This is a genomic window from Kitasatospora sp. NPDC001540 (genome assembly GCF_042894345.1).
In the GTDB taxonomy this organism is placed as follows: Bacteria; Actinomycetota; Actinomycetes; order Streptomycetales; family Streptomycetaceae; genus Kitasatospora; species Kitasatospora phosalacinea_C.
In genome coordinates this window covers 40,881-61,646 of sequence record NZ_JBIAVO010000030.1, presented here as the reverse complement: position 1 = coordinate 61,646, position 20,766 = coordinate 40,881, and the positions used below count along the sequence as shown (strand labels likewise).

The 20,766-nt window shown below is 73.3% G+C and carries 20 protein-coding genes; 6 read left to right on the top strand and 14 right to left on the bottom strand.

Features of this window, described 5'->3' with window-relative positions:
- Window positions 1–14 precede the first annotated feature (14 nt).
- The 8 genes from ACFY00_RS28570 to ACFY00_RS28535 all read right to left on the bottom strand — a co-directional run bounded on the left by ACFY00_RS28570 (window position 15) and on the right by ACFY00_RS28535 (window position 5,997).
- Window positions 15–1,007: an SDR family NAD(P)-dependent oxidoreductase gene (locus ACFY00_RS28570; protein ID WP_388034513.1), complete on the bottom strand. Its 993-nt coding sequence runs from the start codon at window positions 1,005–1,007 to the stop codon at window positions 15–17.
- A 34-nt stretch (window positions 1,008–1,041) separates the two neighbouring features.
- Complete coding sequence (locus ACFY00_RS28565; protein WP_388034511.1) at window positions 1,042–1,398, bottom strand: hypothetical protein; 357 nt, start codon at window positions 1,396–1,398, stop codon at window positions 1,042–1,044.
- Window positions 1,399–1,682: 284 nt separating this feature from the next.
- Window positions 1,683–2,408, bottom strand: coding sequence for a spermidine synthase (locus ACFY00_RS28560; protein WP_388034509.1), 726 nt, complete (start codon window positions 2,406–2,408; stop codon window positions 1,683–1,685).
- 73 nt (window positions 2,409–2,481) lie between these two features.
- Window positions 2,482–3,339 (bottom strand): amino acid ABC transporter permease, encoded by an 858-nt coding sequence (locus tag ACFY00_RS28555; protein ID WP_388034508.1) that lies wholly within the window; start codon window positions 3,337–3,339, stop codon window positions 2,482–2,484.
- Between the two features lie 31 nt (window positions 3,340–3,370).
- Window positions 3,371–4,015 (bottom strand): amino acid ABC transporter permease, encoded by a 645-nt coding sequence (locus ACFY00_RS28550; RefSeq protein ID WP_388034506.1) that lies wholly within the window; start codon window positions 4,013–4,015, stop codon window positions 3,371–3,373.
- Window positions 4,016–4,029: 14 nt separating this feature from the next.
- The gene (locus ACFY00_RS28545; RefSeq protein WP_388034504.1) at window positions 4,030–4,941 is read right to left on the bottom strand and encodes a glutamate ABC transporter substrate-binding protein; all 912 of its coding nucleotides are present in this window, start codon (window positions 4,939–4,941) and stop codon (window positions 4,030–4,032) included.
- 1 nt (window position 4,942) lies between these two features.
- Window positions 4,943–5,671, bottom strand: a complete 729-nt coding sequence (locus ACFY00_RS28540; protein ID WP_388034560.1) for an amino acid ABC transporter ATP-binding protein — start codon at window positions 5,669–5,671, stop codon at window positions 4,943–4,945.
- A gap of 77 nt (window positions 5,672–5,748) precedes the next feature.
- Window positions 5,749–5,997, bottom strand: a complete 249-nt coding sequence (locus tag ACFY00_RS28535) for a LapA family protein (RefSeq protein ID WP_388034502.1) — start codon at window positions 5,995–5,997, stop codon at window positions 5,749–5,751.
- A 194-nt stretch (window positions 5,998–6,191) separates the two neighbouring features.
- On the opposite strand from ACFY00_RS28535, the gene ACFY00_RS28530 reads away from it, so the two are divergent.
- The gene (locus ACFY00_RS28530; RefSeq protein ID WP_388034500.1) at window positions 6,192–6,821 is read left to right on the top strand and encodes a YbhB/YbcL family Raf kinase inhibitor-like protein; all 630 of its coding nucleotides are present in this window, start codon (window positions 6,192–6,194) and stop codon (window positions 6,819–6,821) included.
- 74 nt (window positions 6,822–6,895) lie between these two features.
- Here ACFY00_RS28530 and ACFY00_RS28525 read toward each other — a convergent pair whose 3' ends face one another.
- Both ACFY00_RS28525 and ACFY00_RS28520 read right to left on the bottom strand, forming a co-directional pair.
- Complete coding sequence (locus tag ACFY00_RS28525) at window positions 6,896–8,665, bottom strand: ABC transporter ATP-binding protein (protein ID WP_388034498.1); 1,770 nt, start codon at window positions 8,663–8,665, stop codon at window positions 6,896–6,898.
- Between the two features lie 103 nt (window positions 8,666–8,768).
- On the bottom strand, window positions 8,769–10,655 hold the full coding sequence (locus tag ACFY00_RS28520) for an ABC transporter transmembrane domain-containing protein (protein WP_388034496.1): 1,887 nt from the start codon (window positions 10,653–10,655) through the stop codon (window positions 8,769–8,771).
- 371 nt (window positions 10,656–11,026) lie between these two features.
- Here ACFY00_RS28520 and ACFY00_RS28515 point away from each other — a divergent pair, with 371 nt between their 5' ends.
- Window positions 11,027–11,902, top strand: a complete 876-nt coding sequence (locus ACFY00_RS28515) for an aldo/keto reductase (protein WP_388034494.1) — start codon at window positions 11,027–11,029, stop codon at window positions 11,900–11,902.
- A gap of 187 nt (window positions 11,903–12,089) precedes the next feature.
- On the opposite strand, the gene ACFY00_RS28510 is transcribed toward ACFY00_RS28515, so the two are convergent.
- On the bottom strand, window positions 12,090–12,890 hold the full coding sequence (locus tag ACFY00_RS28510) for a MarR family winged helix-turn-helix transcriptional regulator (RefSeq protein ID WP_388034492.1): 801 nt from the start codon (window positions 12,888–12,890) through the stop codon (window positions 12,090–12,092).
- 507 nt (window positions 12,891–13,397) lie between these two features.
- Here ACFY00_RS28510 and fabG point away from each other — a divergent pair.
- From fabG to ACFY00_RS28490, 4 genes are all read left to right on the top strand, one after another.
- Window positions 13,398–14,183 carry a 3-oxoacyl-ACP reductase FabG gene (fabG, locus tag ACFY00_RS28505; protein ID WP_388034490.1) on the top strand — a complete coding sequence of 262 codons (786 nt, stop codon included), beginning with the start codon at window positions 13,398–13,400 and terminating at the stop codon, window positions 14,181–14,183.
- 163 nt (window positions 14,184–14,346) lie between these two features.
- Window positions 14,347–14,538: a hypothetical protein gene (locus ACFY00_RS28500; RefSeq protein WP_388034488.1), complete on the top strand. Its 192-nt coding sequence runs from the start codon at window positions 14,347–14,349 to the stop codon at window positions 14,536–14,538.
- 454 nt (window positions 14,539–14,992) lie between these two features.
- A complete protein-coding gene (locus ACFY00_RS28495) occupies window positions 14,993–15,913 on the top strand; it encodes a phosphatase PAP2 family protein (RefSeq protein WP_388034486.1) in 921 nt (306 codons plus the stop codon).
- 96 nt (window positions 15,914–16,009) lie between these two features.
- Entirely contained in the window at window positions 16,010–16,285 is a 276-nt protein-coding gene (locus ACFY00_RS28490; RefSeq protein ID WP_380328922.1) for a DUF6343 family protein, read from the top strand.
- Between the two features lie 8 nt (window positions 16,286–16,293).
- Here ACFY00_RS28490 and ACFY00_RS28485 read toward each other — a convergent pair whose 3' ends face one another.
- The 3 genes from ACFY00_RS28485 to hpnH all read right to left on the bottom strand — a co-directional run bounded on the left by ACFY00_RS28485 (window position 16,294) and on the right by hpnH (window position 20,766).
- Window positions 16,294–17,685, bottom strand: coding sequence for an aspartate aminotransferase family protein (locus ACFY00_RS28485; protein WP_388034484.1), 1,392 nt, complete (start codon window positions 17,683–17,685; stop codon window positions 16,294–16,296).
- A gap of 22 nt (window positions 17,686–17,707) precedes the next feature.
- On the bottom strand, window positions 17,708–19,633 hold the full coding sequence (gene dxs, locus ACFY00_RS28480; RefSeq protein ID WP_388034482.1) for a 1-deoxy-D-xylulose-5-phosphate synthase: 1,926 nt from the start codon (window positions 19,631–19,633) through the stop codon (window positions 17,708–17,710).
- A 107-nt stretch (window positions 19,634–19,740) separates the two neighbouring features.
- Window positions 19,741–20,766, bottom strand: a complete 1,026-nt coding sequence (gene hpnH / locus ACFY00_RS28475) for an adenosyl-hopene transferase HpnH (RefSeq protein ID WP_388034480.1) — start codon at window positions 20,764–20,766, stop codon at window positions 19,741–19,743.

The window sequence follows — 20,766 nt, the reverse complement described above, 5'->3', positions numbered from 1 at the left end:
CGACGGCCCCGTCCTCACCGGAAGTTCCGCCGCGGACCGGCCGCGATCGGGGTGGCCCCGGTCGCGGCGACGGAGAGCTCCCAGAGCCGGGCGGCCGCTTCGGGGTCGACGGCGTGCGCGCGGACGCCGCCGTCGTCCACCGGGGTCTCGGGGGCGGCGGCGCGGGCGACGTCGCAGTCCTCCAGGTAGAGCCCGCCGCGGCCGTCGAGGAGCGGGGAGGTGGCGGCCCACAGGCCGGTGGCGGCGCCCCGGGAGGGGGACTTGAAATCGGCGCCGACCACGTTGCCGTGCTCGTCGACCCAGCCGCGCTCGATCTGCTCCCGGAGGGTCAGCTCGCGCTGGAGACCGGTGATGATCTTGCCCGGGTGGAGCGCGAACGCGCGGACCCCGTCGTCCCGCCCGAGCGCGTCCAGGTGCACGGCGAACAGGACGTTGGCGGTCTTGGACTGCCCGTAGGCCAGCCACTTGTCGTAACCGGTGCGGAAGTGCGGGTCGTGCCAGCGGATCCCGGTCAGGGCGTGCCCGGCGGAACTGCTGACGACGACGCGTGCGCCGCCCGCGGCGGCCAGCAGCGGGTAGAGCTCGCAGGCGAGCGCGAAGTGCCCGAAGTGGTTGGCGGCGAGCTGCCCCTCCCAGCCGGGCCCCACCCGCCGCTCCGGGGTGGCCATCACCCCGGCGACGGCCAGCAGCAGGTCGAGCCGGTCGAACCGGCCGCCGACGTGCGCGGCGGCCGAACGGACGCTGTCGAGGTCGGCCAGGTCCATCGGGACGACCTCGCAGCCCACCACGTCCCGGAGCGCGGCCCGGGCCACGTCGGGTCGGCGGGCGGGGACGACGACCCGGGCCCCGGCCGCCGTCAGGGCGCGGGTGGTCTCCAGACCGAGCCCGGAGTAGCCCCCGGTCACGACGGCGGTCCGGCCGGAGAGGTCGTGACCGGCCACGGCCTGCTCGGCGGTCGTCGCGGCGGAGAAGGGCGAGCCCAGCGGCTGCTGATCGGTGAAGGTCATGCCGTCGACGCTAGGACCTGGAGCGCGGTCCAGATCAAGCCCGGCCGCTCCCCGCGGCCTGTCCGGGCCGGACCACCGCCGCCCGCCGGTCGTCGACCTCCTCCGCGAGGACGGCCATCCGGTAGAGCGTGACGAAGTAGCCGGTGGCGTACGTGTCCGCGGCGACGGCGGGGAGCAGGTCGGCGAGGAGGGCGCGGCGGTGGCGCAGGTGTTCGCGGTGGCGGGTGTCGAGCGGGCCGTCGAGGGTCGCGGCGGTGCAGCCGGCGAGGGTGGTGGCCAGGGTGACGAGGGATTCGCCGCCGGGTTCCCGGTCGTACCAGTCCGGGGGGAACCGCAGGGCACCGAACTCCTCCAGGAGTTGACCCAACAGTTCGATCTCACGTTCGAGCATGGTAGTGATCATGCCGCACCACGGGGCAGTTGGGAACGCGTGTCGCGCACATCACCCCCACCTCTCCCCCGCGCCCCGGCGCCCCTCGGACACCGACCGACGGAACGTCACCGACCGGCCACGGAGCGCCCTGCCGCCGTTCGGAGCGCCGACTCCCTTCCCCCTCCCGGCACTTCCCCGCGATCCGAACCCATTACCATCCCATTACCCAGCCCCTGTCGGGGGCGGGACGGCCCGCTCCTCCGACGGCGGCCCCCGCCAACGGCCTGGCGCAGCAGCCGGGTTCAGGCGCGACGCGCGAGGTGCACCACGTCGGGCACGCCGCGCTCGACCGGGATCTCCTCGGTGCGCACGTCGGTGAACCCGGCCGCCCGCAGCGCCCGTTCGAAGGCGGCGGACGGCTGGGCGCTCCACACCGCCAGCACCCCGCCGGAGTTGAGCCGGGCGGCGGCGCGGGCCAGCCCGGACGGCCCGTACAGCCGGTCGTTCTCCGCGCCGACCGTCCAGTCCGGGCCGTTGTCGATGTCGAGGCAGAGCGCGTCGTACCGCTCGCCGTCCTGCGCGAGGTACGCCACCAGGTCGGTGTGCAGGACCTCCACCCGCGGGTCGTCCAGCGCCCCGGCGGAGAACGCGCCCAGCGGGCCGGTGCGGTGCCAGTCGATGATCGCGGCCTCCCGCTCGACCACCGCGATCCGCCCCCAGCGCGGTTCGGCTGCGGCGTGCGCCAGCGAGAAGCCGACGCCCAGGCCGCCGATCAGCACGCTGGGCCGCTCCACCGCCGCGAGCCCGTCCAGCGCGGCCGCCACCAGCAGCCGTTCGGAGCGGCCGTCGACGGTGTCCATCAGGAAGCAGCCGTTCACGATGACCTCGCAGTGCTCCCCGCGCCGCCGCAGCACCACCTCGCCGCTCCCGCTCTCCCGGCGGTCGAGCACCTCGGCCTCGGCCAGGCCCTGACGGCTGGGCAGCGCGGCCCCTGCGGGCTCCACGGGCAGCGCGGGCAGCACGGACATGCGGCAACTCCTGGGAAGGTCGACACCGGTCGTTGACCCACTGACCCTAACCGACCCGGCCGGTCACCGTCGGCTACCCCTGCGGATCGGGCGTCACCCCGGCCGGGGCGATCGGCGCCCCGCCCTTCACCTTCGGGTCGCGCCGCCCGCGCCGCTCCAGCCACTTGGCGAACCAGGACAGCAGCAGACACATGCCGATGTAGACCGGGGCGATCACCATCACCACGGGGATGAACGGCAGGTCGTAGTCGAGGTTGGTGGCGATCAGCTTCCCGGCGTGCAGGAACTCCTCGTAGGTGATCAGGAACCCCAGCGAGGTGTCCTTCAGTGCCACCACCAGCTGGCTGACGATGGTCGGCAGCATCGCCCGGTTCGCCTGCGGCACCAGCACGTACGCCATCACCTGGGTCTTGCGCAGCCCCAGCGCGTACGCCGCCTCCTTCTGCCCCTTGGGCACCGCGAGCACCCCGGCCCGGAACACCTCGGCCAGCACCGAACCGTTGTACAGCGTCAGTCCGGCGACCAGCGCCCACATCGGCGGCGCCTTGAGCGCCACGAAGATGAAGAAGATCATCACCAGCAGCGGCATCGCCCGGAAGAACTCCACCACCAGGGTGCACACCCAGCGCACCGCCCGGTGGTCGGAGAGCCGCCCGGCGGCGAACAGCGCGCCGAAGGGGAGGGCGAACAGGACCGTCCAGCCGAAGGCCTTCAGGGTGTTGCCCAGGCCGCGCAGCAGCAGCTCCTGGACGCCCTGGTACTCGAAGGGCATCCACTTCTGGTACGTGAACTGCTGGGTGTGGAACAGCATGTAGACCACCCAGCCGACCACGGCGGCGATCACCAGCAGCGACAGCCAGCCGTACAGCCGGTGCCGGGCCAGCGCCTTCGGGCCGGGCACGTCGTACAGCGCGGAGGACTCCACCGTCATCGGAACACCTCCGTCATCGGGGACGGCTCCGTCATCGGGACACCGCCACCCGTCGCTCCAGCAGGTTGAACAGGGCGCTGATCGCCAGCGTCAGGACCAGGTAGCCCACCGCGATCCAGACGAAGGTCCAGACGATGCCGTAGCCCAGCTCGTTGAGGGTGCGGTAGGTGCCGAGCAGTTCGACCACGCTGAACGAGCCCGCGATCGCGGTGTTCTTCGCCAGCGCGATCATCACGCTGCCCAGCGGGGCCACCACCGCCCGGTACGCCTGCGGCAGGACCACCAGGCCCAGCGTCTGGGTGAACGTCAGCCCCAGGCTGCGGGCCGCCTCGCCCTGCCCGACCGGCACCGTGTTCACCCCGGAGCGCAGCGTCTCGCAGACGAACGCCGAGGTGTAGCAGCCCAGCGCCAGCACCGCGAAGGTGAAGAACGGCAGCGTGATGTCGAACCGGGGCAGCCCCAGCACCACGATGAAGAACAGCAGCGTCAGCGGCGTGTTCCGCAGCACCGTCACCCACCCGGTCCCGAACGCCCGCAGCGGCTTCACCGGCGACACCCGGAACCCCGCGACCACCACCCCGAGCACCAGCGCCAGCGCCGCGCTCACCAGGGTCAGCCGCAGCGTGCCGAGGAACCCGTGCCAGTACGTGGACCAATTGTCGGTCAGGACGTGCACCGTCCTCCTCCCTCCTACTGGTACCGGTCGATGGCCGGCGGCTCGGGCGCGGGCACCCCGGACAGGCCGAGCGTCGCCTCGTACGCCTTCTTCCAGTCGCCGTTCTGCTCGTGCCGCTGCAGCGCGTCGTCCAGCGCCAGCCGCAGCACGGTGTCGCCCTTCGGCACGCCGATCCCGTACGGCTCGGTGGAGAACGGCTGCCCGGCGATCTTCAACTCCTCGGGCACCTTCGCCGCGTAGCCCTGCAGGATCGCGTTGTCGGTGGTCACCGCGTCGACCTGGCCGGTGATCAGGTTGTCCACGCAGGCCGAGTAGGTGTCGTAGCCGATCAACTTGGCCTGCGGGTAGTCCTTCTGGATCCGCTGGTACGGGGTCGCCCCGGCCGCCGAGCAGACCTTCCGCCCGGCCAGGTCCTGCGGGCCGTCGATCTTCGTCTCGTTCTTGCGCACCAGCAGGGACTGCCCGGCGATGAAGTACGGCCCGGCGAAGCCGACCAGCTTCTTGCGGTTGTCGTTGATGGTGTAGGTGCCCACGTAGTAGTCGACCTGCCCGTTCTGCAGCGCCGTCTCGCGGTTGGCGGAGGCGATGGTGCGGAACTCGATCCGGTCGGGGGCGAAGCCCAGGTCGGCGCCGACCATCCTGGCGATCTCGATGTCGAAGCCGGCGTACTCGCCGGTGGCCGGGTTCTTCTGCCCCAGGTACGGCTGGTCCTCCTTGGCGCCGACCACCAGGTGGCCGCGCGAGCGGGCCGCGTCCAGGGTCGGCGAGCCGGTGACGGTGTCGCTGCCGCGCACCTGGTAGCTCGGCAGCGCGCCCGCCTGCGGGCCCTTCGGCGGCGGGGTGCCCTCCTTGCCGCAGCCGGAGAGGCCCGCCAGCACGGCGAGCACCGCCAGCAGGGGCGCGACGTGTCTCCTCACCCGGACCACCTCAGTGCTTCAGGATCTTGGAGAGGAAGTCCCGGGCCCGTTCGCTGCGCGGGTCCGCGAAGAACTCCTCGGGGGCACGGTCCTCGACGATCCGCCCGTCCGCCATGAACACCACGCGGTTGGCGGCCGAGCGGGCGAAGCCCATCTCGTGGGTGACCACCACCATGGTCATGCCCTCGGCGGCCAGCGCGCGCATGACCTCCAGCACCTCGTTGATCATCTCGGGGTCGAGCGCGGAGGTCGGCTCGTCGAACAGCAGCGCCTTCGGGTCCATCGCCAGCGCCCGGGCGATCGCCACCCGCTGCTGCTGGCCGCCGGACAGCTGCGCCGGGTACTTGGCCGCGTGCGCCGCCAGCCCGACCCGCTCCAGCAGTTGGCGGCCCTTGGCCTCGGCCTCGGCCTTCCCCCGCTTGCGGACCTTGACCTGCGCGAGCGTGACGTTCTGCAGCACCGTCTTGTGCGCGAACAGGTTGAAGGACTGGAACACCATCCCCACCTCGGCGCGCAGCTTCGCCAGCCCCTTGCCCTCCGCGGGCAGCGGCCGCCCCTCGATCAGGACGGTGCCGCTCTCCACCGTCTCCAGCCGGTTGATCGCCCGGCACAGCGTGGACTTGCCCGACCCGGACGGGCCGATCACCACCACCACCTCGCCCCGGCCCACCGTGAGGTCGATGTCCTGCAGCACGTGCAACTGGCCGAAGTGCTTGTTCACCCCGCGCAGTTCGATCAGCGGCTCCCCGACCGACGCCCCCGCGGCTGCCCCGGTGCCTTCTCCCGCGCCTTCCCCCGCGCCTTCCCCCGGGGCCCTCACCTGGCGCGCCGCCCCTTCAGCAGCCAGCCCAGCGCCGTCCCGGCGAGCAGCGTCGCCAGCAGGGCGATCCACAGCGGGCAGGTCACGGTGAACACCCAGAACTGGATCTTCACCTTGTCCAGGTTGGCGAACAGGAACCAGATCGCCAGCACCACGATGACGCCGATGCCGATGTACCTGGTCGGCACACCCGCGATCTCGCCGCGCTGGGTGCCCGACGGGGAACCACCTGATGTCTTGGTCACCCCCGCAGTCTGCGCCCGCCCCGTCCACCGGTCGGCTCGCCACCCCGCCGCCGACGCCCATTCACCCGTCCGCGTCACGCCCCGCGGGGCCTCCCCCGGCCCCTCCGGCCCCCTTGACCGCTCGCCGGAACACCGCTTGGCTGACGCTCGCCGTCATCACGACGGTTCGTCAACTCAATTGCACGGGGGACAAGTTGATCACCTCTCACCGAACCGGACGCCGCGTTGCCGCCCTCGCCGCCGCGCTGGCCGCCAGTTGCGCGCTGATCGGTGCGGCCGCCCCGGCCTCCACCGCGGACGTCACCTCCGGGGCCTCCCGCCCCACCCCCTTCACCCTCACCAGCCCGGACTTCCGCGACGGCGGAAAGCTGCCGCAGTGGACGGAGTTCGGCGGTCCGGGCTCCGAGGGCGCCCCCTGCCAGGGCAAGAACCTGGCGCCCCGACTGAACTGGCGCAACGCCCCCGCCGGAACGCTCGGTTACGCCCTGCTGGTGAACGACCCGGACGCCCCGCTCGCGGGCGGCTGGCACCACTGGGTGCTCTACGACATCCCCGGCAGCGCGACCCGGATCGACGGCCACGGCGCCCTCCAGTACACCCAGGGCGCCAACAGCTTCGACACCAACGGCATGCCGGTGGTCGGCTGGGGCGGCCCCTGCCCGCCCGCCACCGGCCAGGTCCACCACTACGTCTTCACCCTGTACGCGCTCTCCACCCCCACCCTCCCGTCCGCGGGGCTGACGTACGAGCAGGTCACCGGCGCCATCCAGCCCTACGTCCTCGGCGCCACCACCATCGTCGGCACCTTCAAGCTGCCCGCCTGACGCCGCCCGCACCGCCCCGGCCGCGTGCGGGCGGCCGGGGCGGCGGGCCCCGCTCCCCCGTGGAACCGCAGGGGCTACCCCTCGTCCCGCCAGGAGCGCCAGAGCGCCGCGTACGGCCCGCCGGAGGAGACCAGCTCCGGGTGCGACCCGTACTCGGTGATCCGGCCCTGCTCGACCACCGCGATCACGTCGGCGTCGTGCGCGGTGTGCAGCCGGTGCGCGATCGCCACCACGGTGCGGCCGGCCAGCACCCGGGACAGCGAGCGCTCCAGGTGCCGGGCCGCCCGCGGGTCGAGCAGCGAGGTGGCCTCGTCCAGCACCAGGGTGTGCGGGTCGGCCAGCACCAGCCGGGCCAGCGCCAACTGCTGGGCCTGGGCGGGCGTCAGCGCGGTGCCGCCGGAGCCGACCTCGGTGTCCAGCCCGTCGGGCAGCGCGTCCACCCACTCCGTGGCGTCGACCGCGGCGAGCGCGGCCCGCAGCTCGGTGTCGTCGGCCTCCGCCCGGGCCAGGTGCAGGTTGTCCCGCAGGGTGCCGACGAAGACGTGGTGCTCCTGGTTGACCAGCGCGACCTCGGTGCGCACCCGCTCGGCCGGCATCCGCGACAGCTGCGCCCCGCCGAGCGTGACCCGGCCCCGGCCCGGCGCGTAGATGCCCGCCAGCAGCCGCCCCAGCGTCGACTTGCCCGCCCCCGACGGGCCGACCAGGGCGACCCGGCTGCCCGGCTCGACGTCCAGCGTGATGTCGCGCAGCACGTCCGCCCCTTCGCGGTAGCCGAAGCTGACCTGCTGGGCCTCGACCCGGCGGCCGTCCGGGCGCAGCGCCGCGTCGGTCTCCGGCGCGGCGACCTCGCGGACGCCGACCAGCCGGGCCAGCGAGGTCTGCCCGATCTGCAGTTCGTCGTACCAGCGCAGGATCCGGGAGACCGGGTGCACCAGGGCCTGGGCGTACAGCACGCCGGTGGTCAGCCGGCCCGGGCTGACCCAGCCGTGCAGGGCGAACAGGCCGCCCAGCACCAGGGTGCCGAGCACGGCCAGCGCGTAGGTGCCGTCCACGGTGGGGAACCAGACGCTGCGCAGCCACAGGGTGTACCGCTCCCAGGAGATCCACTCGCGGATCTTCCGGTCCGTCAGCTCCACCCGCCGGTCGCCGAGCCGCAGCGCCTCGACCGTCCGCCCCGCGTCGACCGTCTCGGCGAGCGCGGTGTTGACCGCCGCGTACCCGGCCGACTCGTTGCGGTAGGACTGCGGGGCCCGCCGGAAGTACCACCGGGAGGTGAAGAACAGCAGCGGCAGGCCGAGCACGGCGGTGGCGGCCAGCAGCGGGGAGGTCACCACCAGGGCGCCGAGCACGAGGACCACCGAGACCAGGGCGACCACCAGTTCGGGCACCGCGTCGCGCACCGAACGGGCCAGCCGGTCGATGTCGGTGGTGCCCCGGGAGACCAGGTCGCCCGTCCCGGCCCGCTCCAGCACGCCGAGCGGCAGCGCCACCGAGCGGACCAGGAAGTCCTCCCGCAGGTCGGCCAGCACCTCCTCGCCGAGCACGCTGCCGCGCAGCAGCGACAGCCCGGTGAACACCGACTGCACCACCAGCGCGGCCAGGTACCACCCGATCGCGACGGCGACCCGCCCGCCGCCCTCGGTGGCCAGCGACTCCACCAGCGACCCGAGCACCGCGGGCCCGACCAGCCCCGCCACCGTCGCCGTCCCGTGCAGGACCACCATCCCCGCCAGGCCGCCGCGGTGCCGCCGCAGCAGCATCCGCCCGTAGGCCCGCACGGCCGCGGGGGAGCCGACCGGCAGCGTGGTGACCGGCCCCTGCTCGTGGATCTTCGGGGGCTTCACAGCGCACTCCTTCGACGACTACGACTACGACGACAGCTACGACTTCGACCACGGCCCGGGCCCGGGCTCGGGCCGGTACCCCGGCGGGTGTGCGGGCGCCCGGTCACTCGGCACCCCCCGCCAGCCCCGAGCCCACCGGGTCGGCGGCCGGGCGGGCCACCGGACCGGCCCCCGCCACCGGCTCGTTCTCGTCCCGGGTGACGACGGCCCGGTAGCGCGGCTCGCCGGTCATCAGCTCGCGGTGGGTGCCGCTGGCGGCCACCCGGCCCTGCTGGAGCAGCAGGACGGTGTCGGCCTGGTCGAGCAGCAGCGGGCTGGTGGCGAAGACCACCGTGGTGCGCCCGGAGCGCAGTTCGCGCAGGCCCGCGGCGATCCGCGACTCGGTGTGGGCGTCGACCGCGCTGGTCGGTTCGTCCAGCACCAGCACCGGCGGGTCGGCCACCAACGACCGGGCCAGGGCCAGGCGTTGGCGCTGACCGCCGGAGAGCGAGCGGCCGCGTTCGGTGATCCGGGCCCCCATCGGGTCCCCCGCGCACTCGGGCGAGCCGTCGACGAGCGCCTCCAGCGCGTCCTGCGCGCGGGCGGCGGCCAGCGCCTCGGCGGGGTCGACCCGGCCGGAGCGGGGGACGTCGAGCAGTTCGGCGAGGGTGCCGGAGAGCAGCACCGGCTCCTTGTCGTGGACCAGCACCGCGGCCCGGGCGGTGGCCAGCGGCACCCCGTCCAGTGCGACCCCGCCGAGCCGGGCGGAGGGTTTGGCCGCCTCCCCCTCGGCGAGCACGGGCCACCCGCCGAGCCGGGCCGCCAACTCGCCCGCCGCGTCCGGGTCCCCGCAGACGACGGCGGTCAGCCGACCGGCCCGGGCGGTCAGCCCGCTGACCGGGTCGTGCAGGTCCGACCGGGAGGCCCGGCGCACCAGCTCCGCCCCGTCGGCAGCAGCGCCCGCCGCCCCGTCCGCCGCCGCGCCCTCCGCCTGAACGCCGTCCGCCGGGGCGTCGTCCCTGGTCAGCGAGAGCACCTTGACGGCCCGCCCGGCGGAGACCCGGGCGACGCTCCAGGCGTGCGCGGCCTCGCCGATGACCCGCAGCGGGGCGGCGAGGAAGGCGGTGGCGCCGTAGACGGCGATCAGTTCGCCGACGCCGATCGCCCCGTCGAGGGCGAGCCGGGCGCCGTACCAGGTGACGCCGATGACGAACAGGCCCGGCAGCAGCACCTCTTGGGCCTGCATCACCGCCCAGGTGCGGGCGGTGCGGACGGCCGCGGCGCGGACCCGCTGGGAGGCGGCCCGGTACCGGCGCAGGAACAGCTCCTCGCCGCCGATGCCGCGCAGCACCCGCAGCCCGGCCACCGTGTCGGCCGCCAGCTCGGAGGCCTTGCCGCCGAGCGCCCGCTGCTCGGTGTACCGCCGTTCGAACGGCCCGAGCAGCGGCCACACCGCGGCGGCCAGCACCGGCACGCCGAGCAGCACGGCCAGGCCGAGGCCGGGCTGCCGCCACAGCACCACGGTGCTGACGCCGAGCCAGGCCAGCACCGCGCCGTACAGCCGGGCGGTGAGCTCGACGTACCAGCCGATCTTCTCGACGTCGCCGCTGGAGACGGCGACGATCTCGCCGGTGGCGATCCGCCGGCTCAGCCCGCCGCCCAGCGCGGAGGCCTGACGGGCCACCAACTGGCGGACCTGGGAGGCCGCCTGGATCCAGTTCCACACCACCTGACGGTGCACCAGCACCGTCATCGTGGTCTGCACGGCGGCCAGCAGCAGGGCGAACAGCCCGGCCGTCAGCAGGGCGCGGGTGTCGTGGTCGACGACGGCCTGGACGCCGCGGCCGATCGCGACGGGGAGCGCGGCCATCGAGCCGAGCTCCAGCGTGCTCCACAGCGTGGCGAGCACCTGGCCGCGGCGCTGGGCACGGCCCAGCCAGCGCAGGAAGCCGAGCGGGGAGCTGAGGTCGGGGCTGCCGGGGTCGGGCAGCGGCAGGGGGACGAGCGGCATGGTCGCTCCGTTGCGGGATGGGACGGGGCAGGGGCGGGGACGGCTGGACGGCCCCGGCCCGCCGGACACGGCGGAGCACGGCGGGGCGCGTCGGCCGGGCCCGGTGGGGCCCGGCGCGTCGGAGGTGCGCGGCGCAGGCGTGGTCGGCTCGTCACATGCGGCGAGCCTGACCGTCGCGGTGTGACGCACGCAACAGGTTTTCCGGCGGATCGGCCCGATCCGGCCGCCGACTCCGCCCGCTTTCATTCGTTCCGGGGAACTCCCTGACCGCGGGAATAAGTTGGTGTTCCCCACCGTTGCCACCGCTCCGGAAGCACCAGAACCACCGGAAACACCGGCAGCAGAAGCACAAACGAAGGGCGCCCCTTCCCGTGACCAGCACCCCCGCAGCACCCCCCGTCCCCACGATCACGCTGAACAACGGCGTGCGGATCCCGCAGCTCGGCTTCGGCGTCTGGCAGGTGCCGGACGCGGAGGCCGTCCCCGCGGTGCGCACGGCCCTGGAGGCCGGTTACCGCTCGGTCGACACCGCCGAGATCTACGAGAACGAGAAGGGCACCGGCCAGGCGATCGCCGAGTCCGGCGTGGCCCGCGACGAGCTGTTCGTGACCACCAAGCTGTGGAACTCGGGCACCGTCGACTGGTCCGGCGAGCAGGGCCGCGACCGGGTGCTGCGCACCTTCGACGAGTCGCTCGGCCGCCTCGGCCTGGACGTCCTGGACCTGTACCTGATCCACTGGCCGCGCCCGATGCACGGCAACGCCTTCCTCAACATCTGGCGCGCCTTCGAGCAGCTGCACGCCGAGGGCCGGGTCCGGGCGATCGGCGTCTCCAACTTCCGCGCGCCGGACCTGCAACTGCTGCTGGCGGAGGCCGAGGTGAAGCCGGTCCTCAACCAGATCGAGCTGCACCCGTACTTCCCGCAGGAGGAGCTGCGCGCCCTGCACGCCGAGCACGGCATCGCCACCGAGGCGTGGAGCCCGCTGGGCCAGGGCAAGGACCTGCTGGCCGAGCCCGCCCTGCTGGCGATCGCCGCCAAGCACGGCCGCACGGCCGCCCAGGTGGTGCTGCGCTGGCACCTGCAGTCCGGCGTGATCGCCATCCCGAAGTCGGTCACCCCCGCCCGGATCCGGGAGAACCTGGACGTCACGGGCTTCGAGCTGGACGCCGAGGACCTGGCGGCCGTCGCGGGCATCGCCACCGGTCGGCGGATCGGCCCGGACCCGGCCGACTTCGACTGGAACTGACCCCCGCCCGCCGGGCCCGTCCGGCGCAGCGCGGTTGACGATCCGTCAACCACCTTCCCGGGAACGGGAAGCACGACGGAAGGGGCCGACACCCGCCCGGGTGTCGGCCCCTTCCCGTGCGCCCGCCGGTGCCGCCCGGCCGGAGCGCGATCGCCGCCCGGGCACCGGGCGACGCTGTGCAGAATCGTTACAGCCGGGCCGTCTTGGCGAGCAGCGCCAGCGCCTGCACGTGCTCGTGCGGCTCCAGCGGAGCCAGCAGCGCCTCCTGGACCTCGCGGACCCCGGCGGTGGAGCGGTGCAGCAGCTCCTGGCCGGTCGGGGAGAGCGAGAGCAGGTTGCGGCGCCCGTCCGAGGGGTCGCGGCGGCGCAGCACCAGGCCGCGCCGGACCAGTCGGCTGACCATCTCGGCCATCGTCGCCTTGTCGAGCGAGGCGAGCTCGCCGACCGTGCGCTGGTCGGCGCCCGGTTCGGTCTCCAGCGCGTCCAGCACCGCGTACTGAGGAGCCGTCAGCTCGGTGCCGACCTTCTCCGACCAGAGCTTGGTGTGCACCTGCTGGGCAACCCGGATCAGGTAGCCGATGGCACGCTGGGCGTCCAGCGTCGGCCGGGCGTCCGCCATCACGGCGACCGCCCCCGGCTCCAGCCGGGCTATCCGCGCCATGATCCGGACGATCTCCAGCTGCTCGTCCGGGCTCAGCGGCTCGAACAGGGTCCGCTGGACCCGGACCACGCCGCCGGTCGCCTCGCGGACGGCCTGAGCGCCGTTCTGCGAGAGCGCCAGCAGCTTGCGCCGGCCGTCGGCCGGGTCCCTGCGGCGGAGCACCAGGCCCCGCCGGACCAGCCGGGCGACCATCTCGGCCATCGTCGCCTTGTCGAGCGAGGCCCGTTCGCCGACCGTGCGCTGGTCGGCTCCGGGCTCCAGGGCCAGTACCAGCAGCACCGCGAACTGCGGGGCCGTCAGCTCGGTACCGACGTATTCGGACCACAAGCGGGTGTGTACCTGCTGGGCCACGCGGATGAGGTGTCCGGGCGACTGCTGCAGTCGGCCGGGCACGCGGGTTGTCGGGATCTCCCCCAGCACCATGAAATCCGTCCCGGTGTCACGCCCGGGTGTGTGTGGGACACCCGAGCGGGGCAGTAACGGCGAGTGAGCATCCCGCTGTGAGAGAGGACGCGTCGGCCGTGCAGCCGGTGGCTGCTGGCGCACACTATACAAACGGTCGGCCTGGACCGGCAGGTAGGGGCGCAGAGTAGTCGCAGGATCGGCGAAGTTGGCATATTTCCCCCGTATGTCGGGACCACGCCCAACCCGGTTCACCCGCCCGGCCGCTTTTCGCCCTCACCCTCTGTCACCTGCGGCGCTACCCCTGGCCGGAAATCCTACTCATCGGTAAGGTTGCCGCGCTGCGCCCTGCGCAACTCATTTATTTCTCATCCACGGGTCACCGGCCCGCGCCGGTCCCGTCGTCCGACTTCGAGAGAGACGAGTACGAAGATGACCGAGCAGAGCACCTCCGTGACCGCCCCCGCTCCGACGCGGGTGGCCGTGGTGACGGGTGCGGCCCGCGGGATCGGTGCGGCCACCGCGCTCCGGCTGGCCGCGGACGGTTACGCCGTCGCCGTGGTCGACCTGGAGGAGTCCACCGCCAAGGGCACCGCCGAGGCGATCGAGGCCGCGGGCGGCCGCGCCCTGGCGGTCGGCGCGGACGTGTCGAACGCGGAGCAGGTGGAGGCCGCGGTGGAGCGGATCGCCGCCGAGCTCGGCACCCCCGTGGTGCTGGTGAACAACGCGGGCGTGCTGCGCGACAACCTGCTGTTCAAGATGTCCGAGTCGGACTGGGACACCGTGATGGCCGTCCACCTCAAGGGCGCCTTCCTGATGACCCGCGCGGTGCAGAAGCACATGGTGGCGGCCGGTTTCGGACGGATCGTCAACCTGTCCTCGTCCTCCGCCCAGGGCAACCGCGGCCAGGCCAACTACTCGGCCGCCAAGGCCGGCCTGCAGGGCTTCACCAAGACCCTGGCCATCGAGCTCGGCAAGTTCGGCATCACCGCCAACGCGGTCGCCCCCGGCTTCATCGCCACCGACATGACCGCGGCCACCGCGGCCCGGGTCGGCATGGAGTTCGAGGCGTTCAAGCAGGCCGCCGCCTCCGCCATCCCGGTCCAGCGGGTCGGCGTGCCGGAGGACATCGCGCACACCATCTCCTTCCTGGCCTCCGAGGGCGCGGGCTTCGTCTCCGGCCAGGTCATCTACGTCGCGGGCGGCCCGCTCGACTGACCGCCGCCGCGGCCGCGACACGCCGCCGCCGCGTTCGTGGTGCGCCGCCCCGGGCCCGGGTCCAGACTCGATGGCAGACCTCCCGCCGCCGACCCGGCGGCGGGCGCGCCCCGCCGGAGGGGCCGGCCCGGGCACTCCGGCGCTCCACCCACGGAGGACCTTGATGACCGATTCCACGGACAGCGAGTCCAAGCCGACCCCGGACAGCCTGCTGCACACCGGGGCGGAGAACCCCGTCGACCCCGAGGACCTGGTGATGGCCTCGGGGCGCACCCCCACCCCGGAGCTGATCGAGAAGGCCAGGAAGGACCTGGAGGAACAGGGCGCAGCAGCCGTCGAACGCCTGCTGCCCTGACCGAGGGGCCGGACCGGAAGGGCCCGGCCGTCGGGCTGCCGCTGCGGCCGAACGGGGCCGCGGGCGAGGCGGTCGATTTCCCCGGAGCGACCCGGAAGTGACCCGGGTCACGGGAAATCGACCGCCTCATTCGTCCCCGCACTACCCCGGGGGCAATTGGAGAAACCGCCGGAATGGCGCTCACCGGCGCGCCCGGGGAGCGTGATTTCCCCCACTCCCCGCCCCCTTCCCCGCACCACCGTTCCCGCCCTGAACTGCCCCTATGGAGAAACGGGGGACGACACGTCACCGGCGGGTGACAGATCCACGGAATAGCCCGGGCATCCTGGGGCGGACCGGTAATGTCGAAGCCGTGCCAGCCAAGCCCGAATCTCCCGAGCAGCAGATATCGACCGAATCGCGCACGGTTCCGGTCCGTTCCGGTCACGATTCCCGCACCGGAACGACCGATTCCGTGCTCCCGTCGATCAGTAGGCGGCACGCCCTGCTCTTCGGCCTGGTCGGGCTGCTCTACCTGGCGGTGGTGCTGGCCATCCTGTACGACTCCCCGCTGGTCGACCTGGACTGGTCGCTGCAGCAGTTGCGCCCGTACAAGCAGTGGCCCGGCGCGCTGCCGTACCTGGACATCTGGGTGATCGCGGGACAGCGCGGCCCGACCGCGATCGCGGCCTGCCTGTGGCTGGGCTGGCGCTGCTACCGCTCGCACTCGGCGCGGCCGCTGCTGGTGATGGGCATGGCGCTGCTGCTGCTGAACGTCACGGTCGGCGGGGTGAAGATCCTGACCGGTCGGCTGGGGCCGCACTACGCGCACTACGTGGGCTCGCCCGAGCTGTTCTCCGGCGGCAGCATCTTCCCCTCCGGGCACACCGCGAACGCCGTGGTCACCTGGGGCGTCCTGGCGTACCTGGCGACCCGCTGGCGGCGCACCGGTGCCGCGCTGGCCGCGCTCACCGCGGCCTCGATCGGGCTGACCACCGTCTACCTGGGCACCCACTGGATCTCGGACGTGTTCGCGGGCTGGGCGGCGGGCGCGCTGGTGCTGCTCTCGCTGCCGCTGGCCGAACCGGCCGTCGCCGCGCTGGACCGGCGGGTGCTGGCGGCCTGGCACCGGGAGGGCCGCTTCGCCCGCCCGACCGCCGCCGCGCCCCGGCCGCGCCCGGTGGCGGCGCCCCGCCCGCAATGGCCCGCGCGCCCGCTGCCGGTCCGCCCTCAGCCCGCCCAGGCCCGCTCCACCACGCCGTCCCGCACCGTCAGGTTGAGCCGGTCGGAGCGGTACTCCATGGTCAGCAGCGCCTCCGGCGCCAGCACCCGCACGGTGCGCCAGCCCCGCTCGGCGGCCAGCGCCCGGGCCGGCTCCACCGGCAGCCCCGGGTAGTCGTCCAACCGGTCCCCGCGGTCCTCGTCCATCGCCCCGCCTCCCCGTCGCCCGAACAGTCCTAGTCTGGAAAGGGTACGAGGGAGGCGGTTGCGTATGCGGCGTGCCAGGACGCCGAAGGTGTGGCTGAGCGGGACGGAGCCGGCCACCGCGCGCAGTGACCTGAAGCTGCGGTTCCTGCTGTCGGTGCTGTTCCTGCCGTTCTTCGCGCTGTGCACGGCGGGCTTCGCGGTGTGGGCCGCGCTGGCCCCCGCGGACGGCGCGCCCGGCAGCGGGACGCTGGTGGTGTTCGCGGTGGGCTGCGGGGTGCTGACCCTGGTGGCGGCGGCGGACCTGTGGGTGGTGGTGCGCCGCCGCCGCACCGAGCTGTGACCGGCTGACTACCGCGAGCCGACCGCCTGCTTGACCAGGGTGCGGCCGAAGTCCCACATCAGGCCGCTGCCGCGGTGGGCGTCGTCCATCACCTCGGTGAAGGCGTCCACGAAGCGGTCGACCTCCTTCTCGGTGACGATCAGCGGCGGGATCAGCTTGATCACCTCCAGGTGGTCGCCGGAGACCTGGGTGAGGATCCGGTGCCGCTGCAGCAGCGGGACGACCACCATCTGCGCGAACAGGCCCTTGCGGGCGGCCTGCAGCGCCGTCCAGCCGGTGCGCAGCTTGAGCGACCTGGGGCGGCCGAACTCGATGCCGATCATCAGCCCGCGTCCGCGCACCTCGGCGAGCAGCTCGTACCGCTCGGTCAGCGCCGCCAGCCGGGACCGGAACAGCTCGCCGACCCTCGCGGCGTTCTCCACCACGCCCTCCTGCCGCATCACGTGCAGGGTGGCCAGGCCCGCGGCCATCGCCTGGGCGTTGGAGCCGAAGCTGGCGGAGTGCACCAGGACGCGGTCCATCGAGGAGTACACCTTCTCGAAGATCCACGACTTGCCGAGCGTCGCCCCGATCGGCACGTACCCGCCGGAGAGCGCCTTGGCCGCGCACACCAGGTCGGGGTCGACGTCCTCCTCGGCCTGGTAGGCGAAGAAGGTGCCGGTGCGGCCGACGCCGGTCTGCACCTCGTCGCAGATCAGCAGCGCCTTGTGCGCGTGCAGCAGCTCCTGGGCGGCGGCCAGCCAGCCGGGCGGCGGGGCGAGCACGCCCTTGCCCTGGATCGGCTCGACGATCAGCGCCGCGACGTCGCCCTTCTTCAGCTCCTTGCGCAGCGCGTCCAGGTCGCCGAGCGGGATCGCGGTGTCGGGCAGCAGCGGGTCGAAGCCCTTGCGGAAGCCGCCCTCGCCGTTGACCGAGAGCGAGCCCGCGGTGAGGCCGTGGAAGGCGTGGTCGCAGTACAGGACGCGGCGCCTGCCGGTGGCGTAGCGGGCGAACTTCAGCGCCGTCTCGACCGCCTCGGTGCCGCTGTTGCCGAAGAACACCCGGTCCAGGCCGGGGGCGCGGGCGATCAGCTGCTCGGCGAGCAGGCCGGGCAGCGGGGAGCAGTCGAAGCGGGTCAGGTCGGCCGTCTCCAGCTCCATCACCTGCTCGATCGCGGCCCGGACGGCGGGGTGGTGGCGGCCGAGCGCGAAGATGCCGAACCCGGCGAGCATGTCGAGGTACTCGTTGCCCTCGGCGTCGTAGAAGTACGGGCCCTTGGCGCGTTCGTAGTACCGGTCGAAGCCGATGGTGTGCAGCATCCGGGGCAGCTGCGGGTTGAGGTAGCGGGCGTGCAGCTCGTAACGCTCGCCGCCCCGGGCGTCGAGCAGGGCGGCGAGGTCGAGCGGTTCGGCCTGGGTCACGCTGGTTCGCTCCAATCGGTGACTACTTGCGCGGCACCCTGGGCCGGTACTCCTGGGCGCCGCTCCGCGTGCCGGGCAGCAGGCGGCGGGCGTAGGCGGCGGTCTGGGCGGCGACGCCGGTGCCGGTGAGGCCGACCTCCTCGAGGATCTCACCGCGCGAGGCGTGCGCCAGGAACTCCTGCGGGATGCCCAGGTCGCGCAGCGGGGTGTCGACCTCGGCGTCCCGCATGGCCTGGGCGATCGCGGAACCGACGCCGCCGGCCCGCCCGTTGTCCTCGACGGTGACCACCATCCGGTGCGCGGCGGCCAGCGCGACCAGCGCGGGGTCGACCGGCTTGACCCAGCGCGGGTCGACGACGGTGGCGGTGATGCCGTCGGCGGCGAGCAGCGCGGCGGCGTCCAGGCAGGCGGGCGCCATCGAGCCGACGGCGACCAGCAGCACGTCGGGGCTGGGCCCCGTGCGGGCCAGCACGTCGACGCCGCCGATCCGCTCGATCGCCGGGACGTCGGGGCCGAGGTCGCCCTTGGGGAAGCGCACCACGGTGGGGGCGTCCTCGACGGCGACGGCCTCCCGGAGCTGCTCGCGCAGCCGGTCGGCGTCGCGCGGGGCGGCCAGCCGCAGCCCGGGGACGACCTGCAGGATCGACATGTCCCACATGCCGTTGTGCGAGGCCCCGTCGTTGCCGGTGACCCCGGCCCGGTCGAGCACGAAGGTGACGCCGAGCCGGTGCAGCGCCACGTCCATCAGGACCTGGTCGAAGGCCCGGTTCAGGAAGGTCGCGTACACCGCGACGACGGGGTGCAGCCCCCCGGTGGCCAGGCCCGCGGCGGAGGCGACGGCGTGCTGCTCGGCGATCCCGACGTCGAAGGTCCGCCCGGGGTGGGCGGCCGCGAACGGCCCGAGCCCGACGGGGTGCAGCATCGCGGCGGTGACGGCGACCAGGTCGGGGCGCTCGGCGCCGAGGGCGAGCATCTCCTGGCCGAACACGGACGTCCAGGAGGCGCCCGCGGACGGCGAGACCGGCAGGCAGGTGTACGGGTCGATCGGGCCCACCGCGTGGAAGCGGTCGGCCTCGTCCTGCTCGGCGGGCCGGTAGCCGCGGCCCTTGACGGTCAGGCAGTGCACGATGACCGGCCCGCCGAAGTGCCGGGCCTGGCGCAGCGCCTGCTCGACGGCGGCGATGTCGTGGCCGTCGATCGGGCCGAGGTACTTCAGGCCGAGGTCCTCGAACATGCCCTGCGGGGCGAAGGCGTCCTTGAATCCCTTCTTGGCGCCGTGCAGCGCGTCGAACAGCGGCGGGCCGACCACGGGGGTGCGCTGCAGGGCGTCCTTGCCCCAGGCGAGGAAGCGCTCGTAGCCGCGGGTGGTGCGCAGGGTGGCGAGGTGGTGGGCGAGGCCGCCGATGGTCGGCGAGTAGGAGCGCTCGTTGTCGTTGACGACGATGACCAGCGGACGGTCCTCGGCCTCGGCGATGTTGTTGAGCGCCTCCCAGGCCATGCCGCCGGTGAGCGCGCCGTCGCCGATCACCGCGACGGTGCAGCGGTCCACGCCGAGCAGCTGGTTGGCCTTGGCGATGCCGTCGGCGTAGCCGAGGGCGGTGGAGGCGTGCGAGTTCTCGATCAGGTCGTGCTCGGACTCGGCGCGCGAGGGGTAGCCGGAGAGCCCGTCCTTGGCGCGCAGCCGGCTGAAGTCCTGCCGGCCGGTGAGCAGCTTGTGCACGTAGGCCTGGTGGCCGGTGTCCCACAGGACGCGGTCGTGCGGGGAGTCGAAGACCCGGTGCAGGGCGATGCTGAGTTCGACCACGCCGAGGTTGGGGCCGAGGTGGCCGCCGGTGCGGGTGACGGCGTCGATCAGGAAGTCGCGGATCTCGTCGGCGAGCAGCGGCAACTGCTCGGGGTGCAGTCGTCTGAGGTCGGCGGGCCCGGTGATCTGGCTCAGCAGTGGCATGGCGTACCCCTCACGGCCGGTTCGATGTGCGTAGGTGTCCAGCCTGCGGCCCGGCGGGCGCGGTCGCCTGTCGGCGTGGGCCGCCCGCGCCGGGCCCTGACGTGCGGTCAGAGGGCCTTGGGCGAGGCGAGGGTCTCGCGGGCTGCGCGGATCGACTCCTTGAGCGAGCCCATGGTGGCGAGCACGGCGGTCGGCTCGTACCCGCAGTGGGCCATGCAGTTGTCGCAGCGCGGGTCGCGGCCGCGGCCGTACTTGTCCCAGTCGGTCTTCTCGATCAGCTCGCGGTAGGTGGGGACGTAGCCGTCGGACATCAGGTAGCAGGGGCGCTGCCAGCCGAACAGCGAGTAGTTGGGGATGCCCCAGGCCGTGCACTCGAAGTCGACCTTGCCCTCCAGGAAGTCCAGGAACAGCGGGCTGTGGTTGAGCCGCCAGCGCCGCCGGTTGCCGCCGGCGAAGGCCTTGCGGAACAGCTCGCGGGTCTGCTCGACGCCGAGGAAGTGCTCCTGGTCGGGGGCCTTCTCGTACGCGTAGGCCGGGGAGATCATCATCTCGTCGACCTTGAGGTCGTCGTTGAGGAAGTCCAGCACCTCGACCACGGTCTGCGCGGTGTCGGTGTTGAAGAAGGTCGAGTTGGTGGTGACCCGGAAGCCCCGCCGCTTGGCCTCCTTGATCGCCTCGACGGCCTCGGCGAACGTCCCCTCCTTGGCCACCGAGGCGTCGTGCCGCTCCTGGAGGCCGTCGATGTGGACGGCGAAGGTGAAGTACGGCGAAGGGGTGAACTTGTCGAGCTTCTTGCGCAGCAGCAGGGCGTTGGTGCACAGGAAGACGTACTTGCGGCGCGCCACCAACTGGCGGACGATCTCGTCGATCTGGGGGTGCATGAGCGGCTCGCCCCCGGCGATGGAGACCATCGGGGCGCCGCACTCCAGGACCGCGCCGACCGCCTGGGCGACCGGCATCCGCTGCTTGAGGACGCCCGCGGGGTGCTGGATCTTCCCGCAACCCTCGCACTTGAGGTTGCAGGCGAACAGCGGCTCCAGCTCGACGATGAGCGGGAACTTCTTCCGTCCCCTGATCTTCTGCTGCATGAGGTAGGTGGACACGCGGACGGTCTGGCGCAGCGGCATGGCCAT

Excerpts from the sequence above, each read along its gene's own strand:
- ACFY00_RS28570 (WP_388034513.1), bottom strand. The coding sequence starts at position 1,007 with ATGACCTTCACCGATCAGCAGCCGCTGGGCTCGCCCTTCTCCGCCGCG.
- ACFY00_RS28565 (WP_388034511.1), bottom strand. The coding sequence starts at position 1,398 with ATGCTCGAACGTGAGATCGAACTGTTGGGTCAACTCCTGGAGGAGTTC.
- ACFY00_RS28560 (WP_388034509.1), bottom strand. The coding sequence starts at position 2,408 with ATGTCCGTGCTGCCCGCGCTGCCCGTGGAGCCCGCAGGGGCCGCGCTG.
- ACFY00_RS28555 (WP_388034508.1), bottom strand. The coding sequence starts at position 3,339 with ATGACGGTGGAGTCCTCCGCGCTGTACGACGTGCCCGGCCCGAAGGCG.
- ACFY00_RS28520 (WP_388034496.1), bottom strand. The coding sequence starts at position 10,655 with ATGCCGCTCGTCCCCCTGCCGCTGCCCGACCCCGGCAGCCCCGACCTC.
- fabG (WP_388034490.1), top strand. The coding sequence starts at position 13,398 with ATGACCGAGCAGAGCACCTCCGTGACCGCCCCCGCTCCGACGCGGGTG.
- ACFY00_RS28500 (WP_388034488.1), top strand. The coding sequence starts at position 14,347 with ATGACCGATTCCACGGACAGCGAGTCCAAGCCGACCCCGGACAGCCTG.
- ACFY00_RS28490 (WP_380328922.1), top strand. The coding sequence starts at position 16,010 with ATGCGGCGTGCCAGGACGCCGAAGGTGTGGCTGAGCGGGACGGAGCCG.
- dxs (WP_388034482.1), bottom strand. The coding sequence starts at position 19,633 with ATGCCACTGCTGAGCCAGATCACCGGGCCCGCCGACCTCAGACGACTG.
- hpnH (WP_388034480.1), bottom strand. The coding sequence starts at position 20,766 with ATGGCCATGCCGCTGCGCCAGACCGTCCGCGTGTCCACCTACCTCATG.